Raw genomic sequence first — 23982 nt, forward strand, 5'->3', positions numbered from 1 at the left:
GCCGCCGGCGCCGACCCGGGACGACGAGGTCAGAGCACCTCCTCCGGCACGCCGAACTGCTTGCTGTAGCGGGCAGTTCGCTGCCGGACCGCGGCCAGGTCCAGCGCGGTGTCGGCGAAGGTGTACTCGTGGCCGCCCCACCGCTCACGCGGATTGTCGCGCAGGAACCCGGCGATCCGCGCCTCGGCGTCGTCGGTCAGCTCGAACCCGAACGCGCCGTAGATCGCCCGGGCGGTACCCAGCGGGTCGGCCATCAGATCGCGGAACTGGACGTCGACCACCTGCTCGGACCGGATCGTGCCGTCGAGGCGAGCCTCGGCGCTGCGTTCCAGGCCGTCGAGGATCAGCTCGGAGAACTCCGGCCCGAGCTMGGCCACCCGCACGTCGTCGCTGTACAGGCGGCGCAGGTGGAACAACATGCTGGCGGTGGAGGCCATGACCCGGGCCGGGTCGCGGTGGGTCTGCACCAGCAGGGCGCCCGGGTACTCGGCGAGCAGCTGCGGCAGCGTCCACACATGCGCCGGCGACTTCACCAGCCAACGCTCGCCAGGATGCTCGCTCTGCAGCAGCTCCAGGTAGCGGCGGTGCCAGACGTAGGCGGCCGCGTGGTGGCCGTCGCGGACGGCGTCGTGCAGCAGCCAGTCCAGGTAGGCGGGGATGTGGAACTGGGTCGGGAAGATCACGCTGACGAAGGAGCCGCCCGCGATGCGGGAGCATTCCTGGGCGAGCCGGGCGCCGAGCTGGTGAACGGCGCGGAACTCCGGGATCACCTGATCGACGAGCTCGAAGGTCGCGTCGACCTGGGCGATGCGCGGGTCGGTCAGGTAGGTCTCGGTCCGCGGCGGCGGCAGCGGGAGGTCGACCTCCCAGGTAAGCGGCGCCCGGTGGGCCGCGTCCTGGGCGAGCACGTCGTGCAGCATCGTCGTGCCGGTGCGGGCCTGCCCGACGATGACGATCGGCGGGGTGATGCCGCGTTCCCGGATCTCCGGGTGGGCGCGATGATGGTCGACGACGCGTAATCGCGTCGTCAGGTAGTTCGCCTGCTCGCTGGCCACGATGGCCCTACCGAGCTCGCTGAGCCGGGCCTCGGCCTCCAGGCTGGCCAGGAGCCTGGCGAGGGCGTCGCGCCAGAGGTCGCCACCGAACAGTTCGTCATCCCCGAAATCGGAGAGCCCGGTGGCGTCCCGCGCCCCGGCCAGCAGATCGTCGACGTTCACGCCGTCGCCTCCGTACTCGTCGTCACCGTTGCCGTCCGCCGTCCCACCGCCACCGCCACCGACGGCCGACGCCGCCGGCCGGCGGCGCGGCACGGCACGGCCCGGCGGGCCATCGAGCGATGAATGTGACGTGCGGCACAGCGGATTAAGATCCCGACCTCACGCGATGTCAAGCGCGCGGTCGACGCGGTCGACATGGCGGACGCCGCCGACGCGAACCGGCGATCCCGCGACAGCGCCCGCCGCCGGGTTCTCGCCATGTCGCCACCACCACGGCAGCATTCGTGTCAGCACCACCCGACGGCACAGGCAAATACCAAAGAAGGCGTTCAAGAAAGCATGTCTGGACACACCTTCGGCGGCGATTTCTTGTCACGCAGGCAAGTCGCGAAGCTGTCACCATCGGGCCGCTGACCAGCGAAAAGTGTCGCCTCTCCGTCAACTCCAGGTGCGTTCGATGTCCGCTCGACGTCATTTCTTGGCGCATTGTCGAGCGCTCACGTATCAATGAGCTCGTCGAGGTTCAGAGGCAACAGAACCACCAAGGATGTGTCACCATGTCGAGCACCGTCTCCGATTCGGAAATCGAGCTGTACTCCGCTCTTGCCCTGGGCGCCGGGCCGGACGTCGCGGCGCTGCGCGCCACAGTCCGCGGCGTGGTTCTCGAGCCGGGCGACGCGGGCTGGGACGAGGCGCGCGGCACCTACAACCTCGTGCTGGACCAGCGCCCGGCGCTGGTCGTCGTTCCCGCGGACGCCGAGGACGTCGCGGCCGTGATCCGGTACGCGGGCCGCTACGCGCTGCGGGTCGTCCCGCAGCGCACCGGCCACAACGCCGAACCGCTCGGCGACCTGGCGGGCGCGATCCTGCTGCGGACCGACGCGATGCGCGACGTCCGCATCGACGCCGCGCGCCGCCGCGCGCTGGTGGGCGCCGGCGCCAAGTGGGCGGACGTCGTCCCGCCGGCCTCCGAGCTGGGTCTTGCCGCCCTGCACGGCTCCACTCCGGACGTGAGCGTCGTCGGCTACACCCTCGGCGGCGGCCTCGGCTGGTACGCCCGCGCGCTCGGGCTCGCGTGCAACAGCGTCACCGGCATCCAGGTCGCGACCGCGGACGGGGTGCTGCGATGGGTCGACCCGGACGTGGAGCCAAAGCTGTTCTGGGCGCTGCGCGGCGGCGGTGGCAACTTCGGCGTGGTCACCGCGATCGAGTTCAGGCTTTACCCCGTCACCGACGTCTACGCCGGCGTGCTGTTCTTCCCCTGGGAGCGCTCGGCCGAGGTGCTGCGCGCCTGGGAGGCCTGGACCCGGACCGTGCCCGACGAGATGACCTCCGTCGGCCGGATCATGCAGTTCCCGCCCTTCCCCGAGATCCCCGAGCCACTGCGTGGCAAGGCGTTCGTCCTGGTCGAGGGTGTGTTCCTCGGCGACGAGAAGACCGGTGCTCGGCTGATGGAGCCGCTTCGCCGTCTCGGGCCGGTCCTCGACACCTTCGCGACGGTTCCGCCCGCCGGGATCGCCGAGTTGCACATGGACCCGCCGCAGCCGATGCCCTACCAGGGCGACAGCATGGTGCTGGCTGACGTGACCCCGGCCGACATCGACCGCTTCGTCGACGCCATAGGTCCCGGCTCGGGCTCGCCGCTGGTCAGCGTCGAGATCCGCCACCTCGGCGGGGAGCTGGACCGGGTGCGGCGCGGCAGCGGTGCGCTGTCCCGGATGCCCGGCGGGTACATCCTCTTCGGCGTCGGAATCGCTCCCGACCCCGCGAGCGTCCAGGCGGTCCGCCAGTGGCTCGCGACGATGAAGGAGTCGCTGCGCGGCCAGGCCGGCGGCCTCTACCTCAACTTCACCGAGAAGACGGTGGACCCGGCCCAGCTCTTCCCGGCGGACGTCTACCAGCGCCTGCGGGCGGTGCGGGCGAGCGTCGACCCGCGCGGCCTGATCCGCGCCAACCACGAGATCCCGGCCGCCCGCGGCTGAGCGCCGGCGCAGGCGCCGGCCCCGTCCGTCCGGCTGGCCGTGTCGTCGCCCGGCCAGCCGGGCCCGCCCTGCCCCCGCGGGACTCGCCTGGGGCGGAGTCAGTCCACCCCAGGCGGCCACCCCCGAGCAGACTCCGCTACGGGCGGGTGGCGACCGTCAGCAGGACGACGGAGTCCTCGATGGCGGCGAGGGCGTGCCGCTCGGGTGGGATGGTGACATGGTCGCCGGCCGCGCCGTCCCAGGCCCGCTGGCCCGCGGTGAGCCGGACGCGGCCGCGCAGCACCTGGAGGGTGGCCTCACCGGGGCTCTCGTGCTCGGCGAGCTCATGGTTCGCCAGCAGGGCGAGGATCGTCTGGCGCAGAGAGTGTCCCTGTCCGCCGTGCAGCGTGTGGGCGGCCCGGCCGGCGTGGGCCTGGCGTGCCCGGGCCAGTTGTTCCTCGGCGATCGCGGTCAACGAGGTCGTCTCCATCGCGGTTCCCCACCTCACAGGTAGTTGGGCTCGTTCGGTCACGCTGCGGCGAGCAGGAAGACGCCGCCCGCGAGGAGAGTCGCCACCTTGGCCGTCTCGAGGGCGACGTAGACGTGGTGAGCCGACGAACGAGGCAGGTCCTGGCCGGCGAGAACCGCGTCGGAGCGCCGGGCCAGCCGTGGGCGGACGACGGCCAGCTGGGTGGCGAGGACGCCGACGGCCACCGCGAGAACGACGATGGCGGCCAGGCGAGGGGGGTCGAGCGCCAGGACGACGACGACAGCTCCGGCGAGCGCGGCCTCGACCGTGTTGAGTGCCCGGAACACGAGCCGGCCGATGCCGAGCCCGATGGGCACGGTCACCCCCGGGGCGCGGAACTTCAGCGGCGCTTCGAGGAACGAGATCGCCAGCACCATGCCCAGCCACACGAAGGTGACCGCGACAGCTACCGACTCCCCAGCACTCATGATCTTCCTCCAACGGGGACCAGGTGGGCGACGCACAGGTCCGGCTCGGCGAACGCCTCCAGCCGGTCCACCGTGAGCGGTGCATCCCAGGTGTCCAGGGCGCCGCGCATCACGCCAAGATGAACCGGGCACACGACCTCGGCCCGGGTCTCGGTCAGCTCGAGAAACGGGCAGTGCCGCAGCCGGACCGGCGGGGCGGAGTCGGCGTCCGTGCCGGCACCGGGCGGCTCGGGGGCGAAGCCCAGGTCGTCGAGCAGGCGGATCAGCCGCCCGACCGATCGCCCCCAGCCCGGGGCGTCCGCGGCGTCGACGGCGGCGGTGGGCACGGTCGAGGCGGCCCGCCGCCCCCAGGCCCGACCGGCCTCGATGGCGCGCACGGCCGGGTCGGGGCCGGCGGCCAGGCTCTCGGTGAGAATCTCGGCGAGGACCCGGAAGTGGCGCGGCCCGCCCGGATCCATTCCTCGCACCGCTCGGAAGAACGCGCGTGGCCGGCCCGGCCGGTGGCTCTCGGACGGCGCCCGCTCGACCTGCCCGTTCGCGACCAGCGTGTCCAGGTGGAACCGGACGGTGTTCGGATGGACGCCCAGCTCGTCGGCGATCTCGACGATCCCGCGTGATGCCCCCGTCGCCCTGAGCGCCCGCAGTACATCCAGCCGCCGGCTGTCCGGCGACGAGCCGTCGCGGCGGTCCCGCTCGCCGTTGTTCGCCACAGCCGGTACTTTACACAAGTCAGACTTGTAAAAACCAGGGCTGGAGGACAGAAATGACCCGGGATCCGAGAACCCCGCGGGGACGCACCACCACCCTTCTCCCCCGCGTCCTGGTCAACACGGGCGATCTCGCGGCCGGCGTCGGCGAGCCGGCCGTGGCGGGCGCCGTCTGGAAACTGCCAGCCAGCGAGCGCGACCTGGATTCCAACATCATCGCTCTGCCGCCAGGCGGGACCATAGAGGAGCACGTCGGCCCGGACGTCGATGTGCTCGTCCACGTCCTCGCCGGCTCGGGCACGCTCTTCACCGCACGCGACAGTCTCGATCTCGTGCCCGGCGCGTTGCTGTGGCTTCCCCGCCACTCCCGCCGCAGGCTGGCCGCCAGTCACGAAGGCCTGCGCTATCTCACCGTCCACCGCCGCCGCCAGGCCCTCGTCGTGGAATCGGCCCCACMGCCGGCGGTCTGACGGCGGCGTGGACCGGGCCGCCACCCACCCACGCCGCCGCCGCCGCCCAGCGGACTACAGCCAGTCGCGGCGTTTGAGGACGACGTACAGCGTCACCGCGCATACGACCAGGACCGCGAGGCTGGCCAGGAAACCCGACTCCTTGCCGAAACCTGGGTAGGGCACGTTCTGGCCGTAGAAGCCGGTGACCGCCGTCGGCACCGCGATGATGGCCGCCCACGCGGTCAGCCTTTTCATGATCAGATTCAGCCGGTTGCCCTGGATCGTCAGGTTCGTCTCCAGGATCGTGGTGACGAGGTCACGCAGGCTCTCGGTCCACTCGGTCGCCCGCAGGACGTGGTCATAGACGTCCTGGTAGTAGGGCGCCATCTCGGCTGAGACCACGTGCAGGTCGCGCCGCATGATCGTGTTGACGACCTCGCGCATCGGGAGCACGAACCGGCGCAGCAGCACGAGGCTCTTGCGCAGCTGGTAGCTGCGCCGCTGGACCGCGCCGTCGTGCGGGCGCTCGTCGAACAGCATGTCCTCGAGCGCCTCGATCTCGGTGTCGAGCGCCTGCACGGCGGTGAAGTGCTGGTCGACGATGAAGTCGAGGAGACCGTGCACCAGGTGACTGACGCCGAACTGCGCGAGCTCGGGGTCGGCCTCGCCCCAGTGCGCGACCAGACCGTCGACGTCGAACCCCTCGTCGGCGCGGACGGTGACCAGCGCGCGTTCGGTGATGAACGCGCCCACCTCATGGCTGGTCAGCTCGCCGCTGCTCTGGTCGAGGGTGACCGCGTAGGCGTTCAGGAACAGGTGGCTGGGATAGCGGTCCAGCTTCGGGCGCTCATGCGGGCTGACCGCGTCCTCGACGGCCAGCGCGGAAAGGTTCAGCTCGTCGCTGATGACGTGCAGCTCGTCGGTCCGCGGCGCGCAGAGGTCGAGCCACACCACGGTGTCCGGCTCGGCGAGGTAGTCGCTGATGTGGGCGACCGGGAACCCCTCGGCCTCGAGCTTCCCGCCGCGGTACAGCCGGGTGCGGGGCAGCTCCCGGCCGACCCGGTTCGCGGGGTCGGCGTCCGGGTCGACGCGGCACAGATCTCCCGGTCGTCCACCGTCCCCGCCCATGGGGCTCACACTTCTTCCTGGCTTTCTCGTCTCGCCGGCTTTCCCGACCACCAGCGAACTTCGCGGCCACCAGCGAATCTCGCCATCCGAACAGTTCAGTAAACACCCGGCGGTACGAACGGTTCGCTACAGCGACAGCGGTACCTGGACCCCGCCCGGCGGACGGGGGGTGTTCGCGACCGGGTCGATGCCACTCGGGTCGTCGTCGCCCTTCAACCGGGCGGCGACGATCCGAGCATCGTTCGGCACGTCGAACCAGATGTCGAGCGCCACGGCGTCGTGCGCTCCGATCGTCAGGACGTCCGGCTGACGCCTGATCCGCATCGCGTCGAAGCTGCGCGCGTAGCTCTTCCCGGACGCGTCGACGAGGCGCTGGGCGCCGGTGTCGAGATCGTGGAAGGCCGTGTCGACGTTGTTCACGACGATGCCGAGCCGGCAGTACTGCCCGCGGGCCTCCCACTCGGCATGCGTACCGGACACCCAGTGCATCCCGCAGGTGAGCCCGATCGGGCGCAGCGTCATGTTCCCGTAGCGCGCCGCGGCCGCGTGCTGGACCTTCTCACCCGGCCAGGCCGGCCGGATCGGCGGCGAGGAGTCCGGCGCCGACAGCCGCCCCGCGAGGAATCCGGCCCCGCCGCCGACGGCCAGCAGCCCCACGGCGACACCCATCACCAGGACCCACCGCTTGGCACCCATCACAGGTACCTCCTTAGCGATCTCGGGGCCAACGGCCTCCGGGTGCGCGAAAGAAGATTATTTTCGCACCCCCTCTGGCCCTAGACGGCTTCCTCGGTGACGGCGAAGTGCTCGGCGTAGCGGGCGGTGCGGCGGCGCAGCTCGTCCAGGTCCATACCGGTGTCGGCGAAGGTGTACTGGTGGCCGCGGGGCTCGCGGGCGTAGTCACGCGCGAAGCGGGCCATCCGCGCCGCCGTGTCCGCGGACAGCTCGAATCCGAACCGGTCATAGACGGCGCGCGCGGCACCGAGGGCGTCCCCCATGACGTCGGCGAACTGCAGGTCGATGACCTGTCCGGCCGGCACCGTGCCGTCGAGGCGGGCGTCCACGGTCCGCTCGAGACCGTCCAGGATCAGCTCGGCGAACTCCGCGCTGATCTCGGTCACGTCGACGTCGTCGGTGTAGAGGTGGCGCAGCGACGCCAGCATGCTGGCCGTGGAGGCCATGATGCGGGCCGGGTCGCGGTGGGTCTGCACCAGCAGGGCGTCCGGGTACTCGGCGAGCAGCTGCGGCAGCGTCCACACGTGCGCCGGCGACTTCACCAGCCAACGCTCGCCAGGATGCCCGCTCTGCAGCACTTCGAGGAAGCGGCGGTGCCAGGTGTACGAGGCGGCGACGTGGCCGTCGCGCACGGCGTCGTGTGACCACCAGCGCAGGTAGCCGGGAACGCGATACTGGGTCGCGAAGATGGCGCTGGTGAACGCGCTACCGGCGATCCGGCCGCATTCCTGCGCGAGCCCGGCGCCGAGCTGGTGGATGGACCGGAATTCCGGGATGAACATGTCGACGAGCCCGATGAGCTCCTCGACCTGGGCGATCCGGGGGTCGGTCTCGTAGGTCTCGGTCCGCGGCGGCGGCAGCGGGGCCTCGACCTCCCAGGTCAGCGGCGCCCGGTGCGCCGGGTCCTGGGCGAGGACGTCGAACAGCATCGTGGTGCCCGTCCTGGCCTGCCCGATGATGACGATCGGCGGCGCGACGTCGCGATCCCTGATCTCCGGGTGCGCGCGGTGATGGGCGATGATCCGCAGCCGGTTGGCCAGATACCCGCCGAGCTCACCCGCCACGGCGATCTGCCCGAACTCGGTCAGCCGCCCGTCGTTCTCCAGGCTCTTGAGCAGGACGTCCAGCCCGTCGCGCCAGCTGTCCCCGCCGAACAGCTCGTCGTCGCCGAAGTCGTCGAGGCCAGTGGTCTCGCGTGCCGACGCGAGCAGCTCATCCGGGGTCACGCAGTTACCTCCGCCAGTCAGGACCTACCTGGTGTCCACGCCGAACGCCGTGGGAGGGTGTCGCCGACCGCGCAGCGGCCCAGCCAGCTCGGGCCCGTGTGTCCTCAACGCCGCGACGAGCAACCGCTCCCCCAAGGGGCACCTGCCGAGGCCCCGGTCGACGCGACCAGGACGGCACGGACACGGCGCCACACTCGACCCAATGCTCCCAATCAGTCAAACCGGGCAAACCGCGGGGTCGAGTACCCCCTCACCAGCGAACCACGTCGGGCTGCCGACCCAGCGACGGGCCACCGGGCAGTCGGGTGACGGGGCAGCGGGCGGGCGAGCAGGCGGGCGGGGCACGGGCGCTGACGCCGAGGCCGTCTGAGCAGCAACCGCCGATGGACGGGGCACAGACGTCGGTTGCGGATCCATCGCCACCAGCTCGAATCCAAGCTCCTTGCAAGGCCAAACAAAGTCCCACGAGCCTTTGGAAGGTAATCATCTCCATCGCGTTCCGACACTGCGTCTACCGGCTTTCACATGCGCAATACAATGCCGACAGCCCCCCTCTCGATAGATCCCGCATTCGACCCGCCAGCATCTATCCATGAAATAGGAGATGGCAAATACAGAAGGCTCAATCATGGGGTTTAGCCGCCCAGTAAACGGCTTGCGTGACTCCGCATTTCCGACCAGAGTGAACGCATGTTCGAAACAAACGGCGAGGACTCAAGGGATTCAGGAGATGGCGCCGTGCCGTCATTCCGGAACCCTTCGGCCGCGGCCGTCGGCGCGCGGCCAGGCCGGCCCCCGCGGCCAGCGAATTCCGGCCGTGGCCGGTCACAGCCTCGCGAGGGACTGCACGACGCTCGTCGTCGCGTGCCGGCACGCGGGCGCTACGAGCCAGGACGGGGCCAGCGGAAGGCGCCGCGGATTCGGTGAGGGTCTCTGACTCCGACCTCACCGTCGGCGGACCTGCGGTTGGCGAGTCGACCGCCGGTGGGTCCGCGGCCGATGGCCGCGCCGTTGACGGGCCTGCCGTTGACGGGCCTGCCGTTGACGGGGGGCTCGAGGCCACTGGTGGGTTGGCGGCTCGGTTGGTGGCAGTGGGCGCGGTCTTCGACGAGGTGTTGGCGGGTCTGGCTGGGTGTGCCGAGGCGGAGGCGTTCGATCTGGTGGTCGGGCTCGCGCGGCTGGCGTCACGGTTGGAGGGGCTGACGGTCCGGGCGCAGGTACGGCTGGCGGAGCTGCATCCGGCTGTCGGGGGATGTCTGGACGGTGAGGAGGGGGAGGAGGGTGAGGAGGGTGAGCCGTCCTCGCCGTATCTGGGTGACGAACTGGCCGCCGAGCTGGGCCAGTCACCGCGGACGATGACCAGCCGGCTCGACCAGGCCTGGGACCTCGCCCACCGCCTCCCAGCCGCCCTCGACGCGTTGACGGGCGGCGAGCTGGACCAGACCCGGCCACGCGCGCTGCACGCACTCACCCAGGTTCTGTCCGACGGGCAGCGGGCGACGGTCGAGGCACAGATGCTGGCCGGCGGCCGGCTGAGGTCACCCACCCAGTGGCGCCGCAAGATCCACCGAATGATCGGCAGGCTCGACCCCGACGCGGCCACCCGCCGCCACAAGGAAGCGAAGGCCCGGCGGGAGGTGTCGCTCGAACCCGCCGAGGACGGCATGGCACTGCTGTCGGCGACCCTGCCCGCCGAGGACGCCCGAGCGGTCTTCGATCTCGTTGACCGGATCGCCAGGAACGACGCCCACCATGACGGCGACACCCGACCGATCGGCGCCCGGCGGGCCGACGTCCTGACCGCCCTGCTCCTCGGGAACCGCCACGAGCGGGTCACGGTCGAGATCCAGGTCATCGCCCCCCGTCGGCACTCTCACCGGACTCGACGACAACCCCGCCGAGCTGGTCGGCCACGGCCCGATCCCCGCGCACATCGGCCGGGTACTGGCCGCGGACGCCCACTGGCGAAGAGTCCTGACCGACCCCCGGACCGGCACCGTCCTGGACCTGAGACACCGCCGCGTCCCGACCCCTGCACTCGCCAGGCTTGTCCGCCACCGCGACACCCGCTGCGTCTACCCCGGCTGCGCCATGCCCGCCGTCGCCTGCGACCTCGACCACACGATCGCCAGGGCCGACGGTGGCCGCACCGCGCTGGACAATCTGGGCCCGCTCTGCCGCCGCCACCACGTCATGAAACATGGTCAGGAATGTCATTTCCCGCACTCGTGCAGAGGTGGGCCGTGGTCGTGGGTCCGCCATCGTGGCTAATTGGCGCGACKGGCGCGGCGAGCCTCGGGATGATGCGGGCGTGGATGACTGGCCGGATCAAGTCCCGTCTCCGCGGCTCGTCGCCGCCTGGCGGGTACTGGACACCGTGCCGACACGGCGGGTCCCTCTCTGGGCCGCGCACTGGCTGGTTGCTGGCTACGACGGCGAGGCTCTCGTCGAACTCGCGGGRCTCAGCGGACGTGACCCTGGCCCCGTCCACGAACTGCTCGGGGCAGCCCTGGGCGGCTGCGGCCTGGACGGGGCCGATCTCGGCACCGCGCAACGGGATCGCAGGCGCGCGGCCGCCGTGACCGCCTTCACCRCCATCGCCGAACTACACGCCCAGGGACGCGCGACCGAACAATGGGTGCTGCGCACGGTGTACAGGATGCTTGACCCCGATAGGAGGCTTGTGTCGGTTATTGATGAGTCGGTCGCCAGCCTGCCACTGGGCCAGCTGTACCTCCTCGCCGACGAGTGGAAGTTCCTGGAGAGCCCGACCGATGATCAGATTCGGGCGATTGTCCAGCAGGCGTGCCGCGAGCAGCTCGACGCGGCCGTCAACAGCTCAGCCCCGACCGCCCGACCAACCAGCACGACAGCAGCACCAAGGAGCTGAACCGCCCGGGGGTGCTGGCAGCCGTATGGTCGAAGATCACCGGCGCGCTCGCTCGGCCGGGCGGCCATTGGAGGCAGGCCCGCAGGTCGTAGTCGTCGCCGCCAAGTCAGGTGGAGGCCTTACCCAAGGCCGAGGGTGGCGATTGGTGTGGTTGCGCAGGCGAAGTGTCGATCTCCCGCGCCAGGCCGCTTCTTCCGATTGAAGAGCACAGCGTTGACGGTGATGAGCCTGCCGGCAGCGGTGGCCACCGATGACAGTCGATGATCTGGTGGGATTTTCGGAGCTGGGACTCCGAAAATCCCACCAGATCATGAACTGCCCGGCGATCTGGTGGGATCATGGGTGCGGATTGGCGCGCTGCTCCGATTTTCCCGCCAGCCGATCAGACGGAGAAGTCGATCCGCACTTCTGTGACGGCGAACGCACCGGCCGACGTGTCAGCCTCGGTGATCGCGGTTTGTGCACTGCCGTGGTTGCCGGCGAGGCCAGATCGTGACCACCCGAGTGCACAAACAGCGATCAAGCCGCAGGCCCGACTGTCGGGGGCCGCAGTCGGGAACTCGCACGTCACAGTCCTCTGCGTCAAGCCACACATGTAGGCCTTGACCACAGCCCAGGATGGCAACTAGACCAGCCCGAACCAGGGATGTTCATCTGGACCACCCCCACCGGCCGGACCCACCGCAACGACACCACCACCACCACCRCCGAAGAAGAAGGTCTCCTCCCTCACGAAGACCCCCACACCTGGACCACCAACCCAGCCAGCACGACACCCACCACCCGAACCACGACACGACCAGCCACACCGAACACGCGGTCCGCGACCGACGTTTTCTGCCCGTTCTAGAACCGCCCAACGGCACGTCGTCGGTCAGGACGCGAGGCCGGCTGCGGACAGTTCTCGGGCAAAACAAAACGCCGTCCGGGCTCGGCCCGAACGGCGAAATGGCTTCAGGGGTACAAAGCAGCCAAGATCATGTTTCGAACGTGGCAACTCTTGTGGAGGTGAGGGGACTCGAACCCCTGGCCTCCTCCGTGCGAGGGAGGCGCTCTACCAGGCTGAGCTACACCCCCGGAAGCACTTCGCAGCTTACAGGACGGACGCACGGATGTGGTTGAGAGGGCGACTGGGATCTTCCAGGACAATCCGGCCAGCTGGCGGGTCGGTCGGGAACGCGGCGAAGGGCGCCACGAGCGCCGGAACCGGTGGTCAACGCGACGAGGTCGCCGCCGCGGGACGGCCTTCCCGCAAGGCTGTCCGGGCGGACGGCACCAGGCCGCCGGGAAGGAGCTCGGCGGCGACGGCGACCGCACCGGCCAGGGCGTGACGGGGGCGTTCGGAAGCGGCTGGGCCCCAGTGGACGAGCTCGGGTTCCRCCGCGGCCAGCAGCGCGGCGAAGATCTCGGCAGCGTCTCCGGAACGCAGCAGGCCTGCCTCGTAGCCCCGCCAGCCGCGCTCGCGCGCGCCGTCGAAGACGACCAGATGGTCCGGCGCCTCGTGGGCGCCGGTGAAGGCGATGCGAGTGCCTTCGGGCACCGCCACCCCGGTCAGGGGCAGTGGCCGGTGCTCCCACAGCTCCAGGCTGTCCTCGGGCAGGACGTCGCGATCCCACAGCGGCACCTGCCAGGCAGAACGACCAGGCCGGTAGAGACCAAGTTGGACGCGGACGCCGCGGCAGCGCAGGTGCAGGCCCCAGCCGTCGGGGCGCACGGCGCGCAGCTCCACGGGCACAGCCGTGCTGGCCGGGCAGAGCAGGTATCCGTCGTTCCGGAGCCGGGCAAGCCAGGCTTCGAACGTCACGGCGGCTGCCTTTCGATGGTGGTGGTCGGTGTCCGCCCAGCCCGGCCGTCCTCGGGCGTCCCGCCGCCTGTGGGCGTCGCTTCGTGGGCCGACACCCAAACGGCACGGCAACGGCCCGCGAACAGCGACGGCCCGTGAGCAGCGACGGTCCACGAAAATGGCGATGAGGCGTGCACCGCGCGGCGCGGTGGACAGCAGAGCTGGCGAGTGTGCGATGGCTTTGCCTGTCGCCAGGCGATCCCTCGGGTCGGACGATCACCCTCGGACAAGCGATCACCTTCGGGACGACGATCACCCTCGGTCGGACGATCAGCCCCGGGCACCGCCGGTCGAATCGGGCTCGATGTCGGGGTGTTCCCGGAGCGCGGTCGCGACCATCGGCAAGGCGTCAGGATCAGCCAGCTCGGAACCCCTCGCGTCCCGGGCCACCAGCCATACCTGGCTGGCCGGCGGCGCTAGACGTCGCCGCGGGATGAACGAACGCGGGCGTCAGCGGACGCGAGGGCGTCGACAACGACAACACCGCGGACAGCGCGCGCCGGCCGCCACGCCAAGGGGCGTGAGGCTCGGCTGCACACGGTGGGTCACGAGCCCATTATGCACGTCCGCGCTCCAACGTTCCGCCCACGCGACGCCCCGTGCAAGCTGCCGCCGCCGAACCGGTCCTTCACCCGCTACCAGCACAAACAGGGGCCATCCGACGTCTCAGCCGGCAGCCGCCGGACCGCGGACAGCCCGCCATGACACCTCGTCCTGACGGCTTCCGAGCCTGCCGGACAGCCAGACACCTATCTGAGACGCGCGCCACGCGGCGTGAGGCGGCGCGGGGCACGGGACTGCGCCCCCCGCCACGTGGCGGGGGCTGTGGGGAGGGTCAGCTGCCGACGGCGGGGCGCAGGACGTGGACCGCGGCGCCGCCCTCCTCGCGGCCGGCCACCGCCGGCTCGCCGACGGCCGGCGCGCCGGTGGAGCCCGGGCCGCCCGCGTTCGCGGACGTGACGGCCGGGGGCGCGACGACGGTACCGCCCGCCGCCGGCGGGGCGGTGAGGCCGCCGTGGGTCCCGGGCGGGTTCACCTGCACCCGCCCGGGCCGTGAGGTCGACGGGCGGGCATTGGGGCGCGCGGCCGGGCGCGCGCCCGTCACCCGCACGTTGTTGGTGTACGTCTCATCCTCGCCGGTGGCCGGTGGGCTCGTTTCGGCCCCGCCGGACGCCCCCGCGACCACGGTCGCGGCCGCGACATAGCCGCCGAGGTCGACGGTCTGCGCGTGCGCGGTCGCCAGCTCCTCCTCGGTCAGCGGCGGCCCGTCGTCTCCGGACAGCCGGACGGGGGCGTACTCCGGCGAGGCCAGCCGGCCGGCCTGGCCGCTGGAGACGCGGGGCCGCCCGGCGAAGTCGCCGTCGGCGGGCTCGGCGCGGTGGCCCGCCCCCGAGCGCGACGCCGAGGAAGTCTCCCGGGCGGAGGTGGGCGCCGACGAGCCTCCTCCGGCCATGCGCTGACGCGGATCGGCGGCGGCCCTGCTGGTGGCGGCGGCCGAGCCACGCCCGGCCGTGGGCCGGCCCGCCGACACGGGTGGCGCCCCCGTCTGCCGGCTCGCGCGGCGCGCGGCCCGCTCCGTGGCGATCCGGCGGTCGCGGGCGGCGCGGGACGCCGCGAGTCGCCGCTCGGCCCGGGTGGAGCGCCGAAGATGCGCGAGGTAGACCGTGAGCCCGACGTCGACGAGCAGCTGCACGACGATCCACATGCCGGCGAGACCGGCGGCGAGCCCGATCGTGATGGGCACGGCGGCCAGCAGAACCAGGAGCCGCTGACGACGCAGCCGCAGCAGCGCGCGACGCCGTGGGTCGGCTATCCGCGCCGGTGGCACCGGCCGCGTCGGCCCCACGGCCACCGTGTGCGCGGTCTCGTCCGGCTCGCCGTCGCCCAGGGCGACGCCGTCCGCCGCGGGAGTGCCCGCGCGAGGCGGCGTTGCCTGCCCGCCGGGGTGGCGGCCCTGGCCAGTCAGCCGGCCCGATCCCGACGCGGTGCCGCTGGTCGCGGCGAGGCGCGCCGAGCGGGCCTGGGCGGCCGGCCCGGTGTCGAGGCGCGGCCCACTCAACCGGGACACCGGCGCGCTCTCGGGCGCCGTCCCGATCATCTCGTCGTCCGCGTCCGCCGCCTCGTCCACGCCCTCGGTCTCAGGCTGCCCGGAAAGGTCCACGCGGTCCACACGGTCCACACGGTCCAGATCGTCCACGTCCACATGGACATCAACATCGACGTCGACATCGATGACTCCGCGCACGGTGGCCGGCGCGGGCTGAGCGCGCCCGCCCCGGCGGGAAAGGACACGCATCGCGGTGGAGAAGCGGTCGGCGGAACGCTGCTCGAGCGCGCCGTCATGATGCCGCAGCCACATCGGGATGAGGACGAAACCCCAGACGCCGACGATCGCGAGCCAGATCAGTGCGCTCATACGGTGACCGCCCAGCTCGAGCCGCGGCACACACGGGTGCCCCGGCATCCCTGGCGGCCGGCGACTACCTGCGCCGGAACCACCCGGCAGCCGTGGCGACGGCGCTTGGGCGACGCCGAACGCGCACGGAGCGCGGGAGTGCCGGCCATGTAACACCTTCCTTGTCGTGGTGTGCCTTTGGCGGTGGGTTTCCGATTTCTTGCTTGACGCTAGTGAGGGAAATCCGTCCGGTCACCGACCACCAACCCGCGTGTCGCGCAACAGCTGGCACTCGTCAAGCGCGCGAGCCCCAACACCCCCTGCGGGGGCGCGAAACCCGCCGTCTGAGTACCCACCTGACCGGCACGCGGCCGCATCTCGGCGACCGGGCCGCATTCTCGCCGCGTCACGACGGCGCGACTCGCGACTCAGGACCACGCCGGCGGGCCGGCTAGGCCGGCTAGGCGAAGCGCACAGGCCAGCTGGGCGAAACGCGCACGCCGGAGCGTGGCCCTGGCCGTCTGGYCCTGGCCGTCTGGGCCAGGCCGTCGGGATCGGGCCGTCGGGATCGGGCCGTCAGGGTCGGGCGGAACGAAGCGCGTGCCACCGGCTGAGCAGCCCTTCGGGCACGTCCTCCGTGGTGAGCGCGTAACCGACGTGGTCGCGGTAGAAGCCGTCGATGGCCAGGTAGCGCCGGTGCATACCTTCCTCGCGGAATCCCAGCTTCTCCAGCACGCGACGGCTCGCCACGTTCTCCGGTCGCACGTTCGCCTCTATGCGGTGCAGTCCGACGGGCCCGAAACAGTGGTCGACGACGAGAGCGAGCGCCGTCGGCGTGATGCCGCGCCCGGCGTGCCCCTGGTCGACCCAGTAGCCGACGTGCCCGCTGTTGAACGCCCCGCGCACGATCGTCGACACCGTGACCTGACCCACCAGCGCCCCGCCGTAGAAGGTCGCGAACGGCAGAGCGATGCCCGCCCTGGCCTGCTGGCGCAGCCGGCGCAGCATCTGGCTGTAGATGTTGAGCGTCTGGCGCTGCGCCCAGCTGAGCCGGAAGGACGTCACGCTCGGCGGGGTCGCCTCCCAGGGCGCCAGCCAGTCGCCGTTGCGCCGGCGCATGTCGACCCAGGTCGGTCCGTCGCGGACCCGCAGCGGGCGCACCTCGATCGGGCCGTCGACCAGCCGCGCGGGCCAGCCCGGCGCGTTCACGGGCTCGCTGCCGGTTCCGCGCCCGCGCCACCGGCGTCGGGACCGTCGACGCCCGGGCCGCCAACCTGCCGGCCACCGGGCTGATGGTCACTGGCCTGGTGGCCGCCGGCCTGGTGGCCACTGGGCTGGTGGCCGCCGGGTTGGTGGTCGCCGGCACCGCGCAGCTGGTCGACGGCATGGCCGACGACCGGGCCGAGCACGGCGAGGCCGTCGCGCACGCCACCGGTCGAGCCGGGCAGGTTCACCACGAGCGTCCGGCCGGCGACGCCGGCGAGCCCGCGGGAGAGCACCGCGGTGGGCACCTTGGCCTGCCCGGCCGCGCGCAGCGCCTCGGCGAGGCCGGGCACCGCCCGCTCGATGACGTCGGCCGTCGCCTCCGGGGTGACGTCGCGCGGCGCGAGCCCGGTGCCGCCGGTGGTGACGACCAGGTCGGCCCCCGCGGCGATCGCCGTCCGCAGCGCCGCGACGATCTGGGCGCGCTCGTCCGGCACGACCGTCGGGCCGTCGACGGCGAAGCCCATCCCGGCCAGCCCTTCGGCCAGCACCGGACCTGACCGGTCCGGGTAGCTGCCACGGAACGCCCGGTCGGAGACGGTGACGACGCTGGCCCGCGCGCCTTCCGGCAACCCAGCGGTCCCGCTCACGGCTGACCTTGCTCCTCGTCGTCCTTCTTCGCGGTGGCGGCCTTCATATCGATGCTGGCCTTCTTATCAAGGCCGGCGGTCGTCGCGGTAACGGCCGCCGCCTCCGGGCGGCGCCAGTCGCCGTGCCGGCCGCCCGACTTCGCCAGCAGCCGGACGCCGGTGAGCTCCGCCGCCGGGTCCACCGCCTTGACCATGTCGTGCAGTGTGAGGCCGGCCACCGCGACCGCGGTGAGCGCCTCCATCTCGACACCCGTACGGCCGGTCGTCCGCACCGTGGCGGTGATCTCCACGGCGTCGTCGCGAACGGCCAGGTCGACGGTCACCCCGGACAGCGCGAGCGGATGGCACAGCGGCACGAGCTCCGAGGTCCGCTTCGCGCCCATGATCCCGGCGATCCGGGCGGTGCCCAGCGCGTCTCCCTTCGGCACGCCCTCGCCGCGCAGCAGCTCGACCACGGCCGGGCTCACCAGCAGGCGGCCGCCAGCCGTGGCGGTGCGAACGGTGACGTCCTTCGCGGACACGTCGACCATCCGGGCGGCGCCGGTCTCGTCGACATGGGTCAGCCGGGGAGTAGGCGGCGGGGTGGCCATCTAGATGTCGATCTCCGGGGTGTCGGTGACGGCCGCGGCGGCGAGCAGGGCGTCCGCCGGGTCGGTGGCGAGCAGGATGGCGGTAAGCGGCTTGCCCGGCTCCACCTCGGTCACGTCCTCGGGGACGACCAGCAGCGCGTTCGCCCCCGCCGCGGCGGACAGCTGATGCGATCCCTGGCCGCCGGCCGACCACGCGACCAGGCCACCGTCCTCCCCTCGGCCGACCCGTACCCGCAAGTAGGAGCGCTTCCCGGCGGGCGAGGCCAGAGCCTCGGCGGCGGTAACGATCAGCCGCGGACGGCCAGGCCCCACCAGTCCGCGCATCCTGCGCAGCGCCGGCCGGACGAACAGCTCGAACGACACCAGGGCACTCACTGGGTTGCCGGGCAGCGTGAAGACCGGCACACCGTCGATCACGCCGAACCCCTGCGGCTTGCCCGGCTGCATCGCGATCCGGTCGAAGGTGACCTCGCCGGTGGCGGCGAGCACCTCCTTGACGATGTCGTGCGCGCCGACGCTCACCCCGCCGGTGGTGACGACCGCGTCCACCATGGGCAGCACCGCGCGCAGCGCCGCCTCGAACCGGGCCGGGTCGTCCGGCACGCCGATCAGGCGGCGAACCTCGGCCCCCGTCTCGCGGGCCGCCGCGGCGACCGCGTAGCTGTTCGAGTCAACGATCTGGCCGGGGCCGACCCGCTCGCCGACGTCGACGAGCTCGCTGCCGGTGGACAGCACCGCGACTCGCGGGCGCGGGTGAACCGGCGGACGGGCGATGTTGATCGCGGCGAGCAGGCCGATCTGGGCGGCGCCGAGAGGCGTCCCGGCGGTGAGCACGAGGGTGCCGGGGGCGACGTCCTCGCCGGCGCGGCGGATGTGCAGGCCCCGGCGGGCCGGCTGGTAGACGGTCACCGTCTCGGTGCCGCCGTCGGTCCACTCCACCTGGACGACGGTGTCGGCGCCCGGCGGGAACGGCGCGCCGGTCATGATCCTCACCGCGGTGCCCGCGGCGACCTCGCCCGGCCGCGCCGCGCCCGCGGCGATCTCCCCGGTCACCGGCAGGCGCACCGGGGCGTGCTCGGAGGCCGCCGCGATATCAGCCGAACGCACCGCGTAGCCGTCCATCGCGGAGTTGTCGAACCTGGGAATCGCCATGGTCGCCCGTACATCGGCCCCCAGCACACAGCCATGGGCCTCGGCCAGGGGAATGCGTTTCGCCGGCAACACCTCGACCGTGCGCAGAATGTCCGAAATATGCTCGTCGACCGTCTTCATCGGCGCTTGACCTCCATAACCCGTGGAACGCGTTCCACGGACGGCCCGATCAACCCGCGTCCTCCGTCGCGAGTTGTGACGAGCCTTGGCCCGACGTCCGGACGCCGAGCACCTCGGCCGACGGCGTCCAGCCTCTCCGACGACCGGCCGCCGACCGGCGGGCCTGGCGTTCACACGTCCCAGACCCCGCAGCGTTCCGGCGGTACACCACCGGCGTCAAGCGATCGCCGCCGGTTTGTGCACAGGCACCCTCGGGCTACGCCGGATCGAGGCACCGGGCGCGGCCCGGCCACGACCCACGCCGCCAGGCCAATCACTCATGGTCACCAGTATGCGCCGCCGACGACCGCCGTCGATTCCTGACGAGACCCCGGCCGGCGCGGCTCCGGCACGCAGGGCTACCCAGCCGCGGCGCGCCCGTCCGCGATAGTGAGTGGCGGGCGGTCAGTGGGAAAGAAGCACCGCGCCCTGACGGCCCGGCGAGCATCTTCCCCTCCGGCTCTTTTGGGGGATGCCGGGTCAGCTGTCGGCCTTCGGGCCGCCACCCGCGACGTACTCCTCGAGCCAGGGGTAGAGCTCGGGGCCGAGGTCAGGCCGCTCGCAGGCCAGCCGGATGATCGCCTTCAGATAGTCGATCCGGTCGCCGGTGTCGTAGCGGCGGCCCGTGAAGACCACGCCGTGCACCGGCTCGCCGGCCTCGTCCGCCGCCATCGCCAGCTCGCGCAGCGCGTCGGTCAGCTGGATCTCACCGCCGCGGCCGGGCCCGGTGCGTCGCAGCACGTCGAAGACGACCGGCGAGAGCACGTAGCGCCCGATGATGGCGAGGTTGCTCGGTGCCTCGGCGACCGGCGGCTTCTCGACCAGGTCGCGGATCCGCACCGTCTCGTAGCGACCATCGGCCCGCACCGGCTCCGGGTCCACGGTGGCCACGCCATACAGCGAGACCATCTCCTCCGGGACCTCCATGAGCGCCACGACGCTGCCGCCGAACTGCTCCTGCACGGCCAGCATCTCCGGCAGGAGCGGGTCACGTTCGTCGATCAGGTCGTCGCCGAGCAGCACGGCGAACGGCTCGTCGCCCACATGACCGGCACCGCAGAGCACCGCGTGTCCAAGGCCCCGCGGCGCGCCCTGCCGGACGGAATGCACCTCGCCCAGCTCGTTCGAGGCACGGACCCGTTCGAGCCTCGTGGCGTCGCCCTTGCGTTCGAGCACCAGCTCCAGCTCGGCGTCGCGGTCAAAGTGGTCCTCGATGGCCTTCTTCGACCTACTCGTGACGAGCAGGACATCCCGCAGGCCAGCCCGCGACGCCTCCTCGACCACGTATTCGATGGCCGGCCGATCGACGACGGGCAGCATCTCCTTGGGCACAGCCTTCGTCGCCGGAAGGAACCGGGTCCCGAGGCCCGCAGCCGGAATTACCGCCTTCGTCACTGGCATAGCCGAAACCTTAGTGGCCCCAACTGTCGGAGGCACAGCCATGGCCGCACGGCTCGGTAAACACCACACCGTCCGCGAGGTTGCCGTCCGGTGGCCGACGGGCGGCCGGCCACCAGGAGCGCGTCGACCGACGGCCATGCCTTCGTTCTGACCGCCGCCGTGGGCGCCGGTGATCCGCATGCGCCGACGCCTCCCGTCAGGCACCGTCTTCGGGCAGTCTTGACCCGTGTCGGAGTGGGGCAGGGCGCTGGACGGCGCCGACCTGACGGCCCACGCGAAGGCGGAGCTTCGTCGGCTGGTCGCGGCACGCCGGAGCGGCGCCGAGCCACGGCCGGCGCCCGACGCCAGGCTCGGTCCGTCGGCGGGCACCGGACCACGGACCGCCCGGGCCGGCGGCGCCGGGATCGCGGGCCGGGTGCTCGCCCTGCCCGAGGTCACCAACGCGGTCTGGGTGGCGGCGTTCGTCGGCCTGCCGGGCGAGCCCGACACGCGACCGTTGCTGGCGGCCCTGCGCGCCCGCGGCGCCCGGGTGCTGCTGCCGGCGGTCCGGGAGGATCTCGACCTCGACTTCCGCGAGTTCACCGGCGCCCTCGTCCCGGGAGCGCTGGGCACGCGAGAGCCACCCCCTGCGGCGCCGGCCGTCGAGCTCGCGGCCGCGGACGTCGTGCTCGTCCCGGCGGTCGCCGTCGACCGGCACGGCCGCCGCCTGGGCCGTGGCGGCGGTTCCTACGACCGCGCCCTGCGCCGGGTCCGTCCCGAGGCGACGCTGGTCGCCGTCGTCGACGACCTCGCTATCGTGGACAGCGTGCCCGTCGACGCGCACGACCTGTCTGTCTCCGTCATCGTGACGCCCACCCAGGTCGTACGCCGCGGACCGGTGTGACGGTTCGGATACCCGTTCGCTGGCTCCGGCGGGAACGTGACGCCGGCCAACCGGTTACAGTTGGCAGTCGTTACTGTCGAGTGCCAACTCCTGGGGAGGAGACCGTGCCGACGTACCAGTACCGCTGCACCGCCTGCGGCAATGACCTGGAGGCCGTGCAGAGCTTCAGCGACGCCGCGCTGACCGAGTGCCCGGTCTGCCAGGGTCGGCTGCGCAAGGTCTTCAGCTCGGTTGGCCTGGTGTTCAAGGGCAGCGGGTTCTACAAGACCGACAGCCGCTCGGGGTCGTCCGCGACCGCGCCGGCGCAGCGCACCAAGGAGGCCGCGGCCGAGGGCGGCGGCAAGGAGACCGCGGCGGACAGCGGCGGCAAGAGCACGAGCTCGGACGCGGCGAAGTCCACCGCGACGCCGGCCGCCTCGAGTGCCTCCTCCTCGTCCGCCAGCGGTGGTGGCAGCGCGGCCAACGCCGCCTGACCTCGCCGCTGCCGCCCGGCTCCGCGCCTCCGCCACGGTCGCGCCAGGGTCCCGCCCCGATCGGGGCGGGACCCTCTGCTGACGGGACCCCTGTTGATGGGACCCCTGCCGACTGGTCTCCCTGCCGACTGGTCTCCCTGCTGACTGGTCTCCGATTGGCGCCCCGTACGCGCGGACCGACCGGTCAATCGGCGAGGAAGGGCGATGCGGCCTATCTAGCCCAGTTTGGTAACGGACGTTCCGTTTAACCGGCAGCAATAAGGCACCCAGTGCCATCAAAGCGTCGGCGGAAGACAACCCGGACGCCACCAACGGGTGAAGCGCCAGGCGTTTGACGGTCCGGACCGCTACGACTTGCGCCTTCGGTAGTGATCGATGATCCACGCATCGACCTCTCGCTTGCGCCAGACCCGAGTTCCTTTGGCCCCACTGCCCGCGGGTGCGTTGATGACCTGCAAGGGGTCGGGGAACTTTGGGTCCTTACGAGTCCAGTAGTCCACCGCCTGACGCGTGATCTTGAGCTGGAACGCGATGTCCCCGATACCGACCAACTGCTCACCGTCGTCCACGGCGGACATCGTAGCCACTTTGCTCGCGCAAGATAGACACTAGGGCTGTTTTGCTTTCCAGCGATAAGTTGCGGATGAATCCGGTCCTCATCGCGCGAGCGAACCGGAGGCGACTGGCACCACGCACCGAGCCCGAGCACACGCACAGGGAGCAGGATCGAACCATGACAAGCGAAAGCCTGCCCAAGGATGGCCGAACGGAGGACGGGATTCCGGCGGACGCTTCCGCGCCGCCCGCTCTTCCCGCGCCGTCAGCACCGCGGGTGGCGCGGCGTCACCTCGACCTTGACTGGGAACGCGAGCCCGCGCAGGGCGTCGACCCCGAGGACTCGCTGCGCGGTGGGGGCGACAACCTCGCCCGCCTGCTGGCGGACGTGCCCCCGCACCACGTCGACTAGAGGGCCAAAGGGTGTGCGAAAATGATCTTCTTTCGCGCACCCGGAGGCCATTGTCGTCTGGATCACTGAGGGGCCGCGTGGGAAGGGCTGGAAGGACTGTCGTCGTCAGCGCAGATTTCCCGCGGCATCCAGGAGCCGCGCGGCGAACTCGGCCGGCGCCTCCAGGTGGGCCGCGTGGCCGCAGTCGGCAAGCACCCGAACCGTCACGCCCAGCTCGCGCCGCAACAGCTCGGCGGCGCGGTGGCGGACGTCCGGGGAACGCTCACCGACCGTGACGATCACCGGGCCGGGCGTCGGCCCCGGCGCGGCCGGCTCGAAGCGCAGGAACATCGCCAGGTCGCGCGCGACCGCGCCCGGGTCGAGCGGCGCGTCCGACGGCCGCCAGCGATCCCCGTAGAGCGTCCGCCCAAAGGCCGCCACCCCGCCGGTCTCGAACGCGGCCGCCATGGGCGCGAGCAGGCCGGGCAGCAGCGACCCGACGGCCGGCTCGTGCAGCACCGCGGCCCCGATCGGTACCCCGGCCGCCAGCGCGGCCAGGCCCAGGGTCGCCCCACCGCTCACCCCGCCGAACACCACCGTCCGCGCCGCCTCGAGCTCTGAGGCCTTGGGCCTCGCCGGGGCGGGCACCGGGACGCCGAGCCGTCCGGCGTGCTCGACGGCGGCGCGCACCGCGGCCAGCTCCCGCGCGAGATCGCCAGTGGACGGCCGGTCGGGGGCCAGCACCTGGCGCTCCCCCAGCTCCCGGCGCACCCCGGCCCAGATGGCGCCGGTCGTCGCCGCCCCGTGCAGCAGCAGGAACGACGGCGCGGGCGCCGGCTCAGCCGTCCTCATCGTCGCGGTCACCTCCATCGTGATGGCGTGGTCGCCGGCCAGCCGCCGCGCCCGGTCCAGCCGCCGCGCCCGGTCCGGCGGTCCGGCCGCCATCATCGGTCCGCCACGGCCGCGGGCGGCCGGCGGCGGCGGCCGCGACCCAGGAACGTAACAAGCGGCGCG

The 23982-nt window shown here is 72.0% G+C and carries 24 protein-coding genes, 1 tRNA gene and 1 pseudogene; 9 read left to right on the top strand and 17 right to left on the bottom strand.

The annotated features are described in order from the left end of the window. Nucleotides 1–29: 29 nt before the first annotated feature. The gene (locus BCD49_RS28540; protein ID WP_071042121.1) at nt 30–1217 is read right to left on the bottom strand and encodes a sulfotransferase family protein; all 1188 of its coding nucleotides are present in this window, start codon (nt 1215–1217) and stop codon (nt 30–32) included. Between the two features lie 557 nt (nt 1218–1774). Between BCD49_RS28540 and BCD49_RS28545 the strand changes: the two genes are divergently transcribed. After that, nucleotides 1775–3199 (top strand): FAD-binding oxidoreductase, encoded by a 1425-nt coding sequence (locus BCD49_RS28545; RefSeq protein WP_007514989.1) that lies wholly within the window; start codon nt 1775–1777, stop codon nt 3197–3199. Between the two features lie 136 nt (nt 3200–3335). Here the strand turns inward: BCD49_RS28545 and BCD49_RS28550 are convergent, their stop codons facing one another. Genes BCD49_RS28550 through BCD49_RS28560 form a run of 3 tightly spaced genes read right to left on the bottom strand, consistent with a single transcriptional unit; the run spans nt 3336 to nt 4845 of the window. Continuing rightward, the gene (locus BCD49_RS28550) at nt 3336–3668 is read right to left on the bottom strand and encodes a cupin domain-containing protein (protein ID WP_007514988.1); all 333 of its coding nucleotides are present in this window, start codon (nt 3666–3668) and stop codon (nt 3336–3338) included. A gap of 38 nt (nt 3669–3706) precedes the next feature. Further along, nucleotides 3707–4135 carry a hypothetical protein gene (locus BCD49_RS28555; protein ID WP_007514987.1) on the bottom strand — a complete coding sequence of 143 codons (429 nt, stop codon included), beginning with the start codon at nt 4133–4135 and terminating at the stop codon, nt 3707–3709. After that, nucleotides 4132–4845 (bottom strand): helix-turn-helix transcriptional regulator, encoded by a 714-nt coding sequence (locus tag BCD49_RS28560; RefSeq protein WP_007514986.1) that lies wholly within the window; start codon nt 4843–4845, stop codon nt 4132–4134. The genes BCD49_RS28555 and BCD49_RS28560 overlap by 4 nt, the downstream gene beginning before the upstream one ends. 53 nt (nt 4846–4898) lie before the next feature. Here BCD49_RS28560 and BCD49_RS28565 point away from each other — a divergent pair, with 53 nt between their 5' ends. Beyond that, nucleotides 4899–5312 carry a hypothetical protein gene (locus tag BCD49_RS28565; protein ID WP_071042100.1) on the top strand — a complete coding sequence of 138 codons (414 nt, stop codon included), beginning with the start codon at nt 4899–4901 and terminating at the stop codon, nt 5310–5312. Nucleotides 5313–5366: 54 nt separating this feature from the next. Here BCD49_RS28565 and BCD49_RS28570 read toward each other — a convergent pair whose 3' ends face one another. The 3 genes from BCD49_RS28570 to BCD49_RS28580 all read right to left on the bottom strand — a co-directional run bounded on the left by BCD49_RS28570 (nt 5367) and on the right by BCD49_RS28580 (nt 8383). Further along, nucleotides 5367–6422, bottom strand: coding sequence for a magnesium transporter CorA family protein (locus BCD49_RS28570; protein WP_198536107.1), 1056 nt, complete (start codon nt 6420–6422; stop codon nt 5367–5369). Between the two features lie 126 nt (nt 6423–6548). Then, entirely contained in the window at nt 6549–7118 is a 570-nt protein-coding gene (locus tag BCD49_RS28575) for a hypothetical protein (RefSeq protein ID WP_007514983.1), read from the bottom strand. An 80-nt stretch (nt 7119–7198) separates the two neighbouring features. Then, nucleotides 7199–8383: a sulfotransferase family protein gene (locus BCD49_RS28580; RefSeq protein ID WP_007514982.1), complete on the bottom strand. Its 1185-nt coding sequence runs from the start codon at nt 8381–8383 to the stop codon at nt 7199–7201. 1160 nt (nt 8384–9543) lie between these two features. On the opposite strand from BCD49_RS28580, the pseudogene BCD49_RS46205 reads away from it, so the two are divergent. From BCD49_RS46205 to BCD49_RS43265, 4 genes and pseudogenes are all read left to right on the top strand, one after another. Next, nucleotides 9544–10146, top strand: a pseudogene (locus tag BCD49_RS46205) (DUF222 domain-containing protein); the annotation flags it as partial. Nucleotides 10147–10327: 181 nt separating this feature from the next. Then, nucleotides 10328–10654, top strand: coding sequence for an HNH endonuclease signature motif containing protein (locus BCD49_RS46210; protein WP_335341719.1), 327 nt, complete (start codon nt 10328–10330; stop codon nt 10652–10654). A 40-nt stretch (nt 10655–10694) separates the two neighbouring features. Beyond that, nucleotides 10695–11273: a hypothetical protein gene (locus BCD49_RS28595; RefSeq protein ID WP_071042101.1), complete on the top strand. Its 579-nt coding sequence runs from the start codon at nt 10695–10697 to the stop codon at nt 11271–11273. 250 nt (nt 11274–11523) lie between these two features. Continuing rightward, entirely contained in the window at nt 11524–11769 is a 246-nt protein-coding gene (locus BCD49_RS43265) for a hypothetical protein (RefSeq protein ID WP_131803584.1), read from the top strand. A gap of 507 nt (nt 11770–12276) precedes the next feature. On the opposite strand, the gene BCD49_RS28600 is transcribed toward BCD49_RS43265, so the two are convergent. The 8 genes from BCD49_RS28600 to BCD49_RS28635 all read right to left on the bottom strand — a co-directional run bounded on the left by BCD49_RS28600 (nt 12277) and on the right by BCD49_RS28635 (nt 20666). Continuing rightward, a tRNA-Ala gene (locus BCD49_RS28600) sits at nt 12277–12350 on the bottom strand. 136 nt (nt 12351–12486) lie between these two features. Beyond that, nucleotides 12487–13077: a hypothetical protein gene (locus BCD49_RS28605; protein ID WP_071042102.1), complete on the bottom strand. Its 591-nt coding sequence runs from the start codon at nt 13075–13077 to the stop codon at nt 12487–12489. Nucleotides 13078–13951: 874 nt separating this feature from the next. Beyond that, a complete protein-coding gene (locus BCD49_RS28610; RefSeq protein ID WP_071042103.1) occupies nt 13952–15532 on the bottom strand; it encodes a gephyrin-like molybdotransferase receptor GlpR in 1581 nt (526 codons plus the stop codon). A gap of 555 nt (nt 15533–16087) precedes the next feature. Further along, nucleotides 16088–16720: a GNAT family N-acetyltransferase gene (locus BCD49_RS28615; protein WP_007514975.1), complete on the bottom strand. Its 633-nt coding sequence runs from the start codon at nt 16718–16720 to the stop codon at nt 16088–16090. Next, nucleotides 16717–17364: a MogA/MoaB family molybdenum cofactor biosynthesis protein gene (locus BCD49_RS28620; protein ID WP_007514974.1), complete on the bottom strand. Its 648-nt coding sequence runs from the start codon at nt 17362–17364 to the stop codon at nt 16717–16719. The genes BCD49_RS28615 and BCD49_RS28620 overlap by 4 nt, the downstream gene beginning before the upstream one ends. Next, entirely contained in the window at nt 17361–17954 is a 594-nt protein-coding gene (gene moaC / locus BCD49_RS28625) for a cyclic pyranopterin monophosphate synthase MoaC (RefSeq protein WP_007514973.1), read from the bottom strand. Before moaC ends, BCD49_RS28620 begins: the two co-directional genes overlap by 4 nt. Beyond that, on the bottom strand, nt 17955–19226 hold the full coding sequence (gene glp, locus BCD49_RS28630) for a molybdotransferase-like divisome protein Glp (RefSeq protein WP_007514972.1): 1272 nt from the start codon (nt 19224–19226) through the stop codon (nt 17955–17957). 519 nt (nt 19227–19745) lie between these two features. Further along, the gene (locus tag BCD49_RS28635; protein ID WP_027140399.1) at nt 19746–20666 is read right to left on the bottom strand and encodes a UTP--glucose-1-phosphate uridylyltransferase; all 921 of its coding nucleotides are present in this window, start codon (nt 20664–20666) and stop codon (nt 19746–19748) included. 226 nt (nt 20667–20892) lie between these two features. Here BCD49_RS28635 and BCD49_RS28640 point away from each other — a divergent pair, with 226 nt between their 5' ends. After that, complete coding sequence (locus tag BCD49_RS28640) at nt 20893–21549, top strand: 5-formyltetrahydrofolate cyclo-ligase (protein ID WP_007514970.1); 657 nt, start codon at nt 20893–20895, stop codon at nt 21547–21549. A 104-nt stretch (nt 21550–21653) separates the two neighbouring features. Continuing rightward, the gene (locus BCD49_RS28645; protein WP_007514968.1) at nt 21654–22022 is read left to right on the top strand and encodes an FmdB family zinc ribbon protein; all 369 of its coding nucleotides are present in this window, start codon (nt 21654–21656) and stop codon (nt 22020–22022) included. Between the two features lie 347 nt (nt 22023–22369). Here the strand turns inward: BCD49_RS28645 and BCD49_RS28650 are convergent, their stop codons facing one another. Then, on the bottom strand, nt 22370–22600 hold the full coding sequence (locus BCD49_RS28650) for a hypothetical protein (RefSeq protein WP_007514967.1): 231 nt from the start codon (nt 22598–22600) through the stop codon (nt 22370–22372). Between the two features lie 155 nt (nt 22601–22755). Here BCD49_RS28650 and BCD49_RS43270 point away from each other — a divergent pair, with 155 nt between their 5' ends. Then, nucleotides 22756–22989 (top strand): hypothetical protein, encoded by a 234-nt coding sequence (locus tag BCD49_RS43270; RefSeq protein WP_007514966.1) that lies wholly within the window; start codon nt 22756–22758, stop codon nt 22987–22989. A gap of 105 nt (nt 22990–23094) precedes the next feature. Here the strand turns inward: BCD49_RS43270 and BCD49_RS28655 are convergent, their stop codons facing one another. Next, entirely contained in the window at nt 23095–23916 is an 822-nt protein-coding gene (locus BCD49_RS28655) for an alpha/beta hydrolase (protein WP_007514965.1), read from the bottom strand. Nucleotides 23917–23982: the final 66 nt, after the last annotated feature.

This window comes from Pseudofrankia sp. EUN1h (assembly GCF_001854645.1).
Lineage (GTDB): Bacteria > Actinomycetota > Actinomycetes > Frankiales > Frankiaceae > Pseudofrankia > Pseudofrankia saprophytica.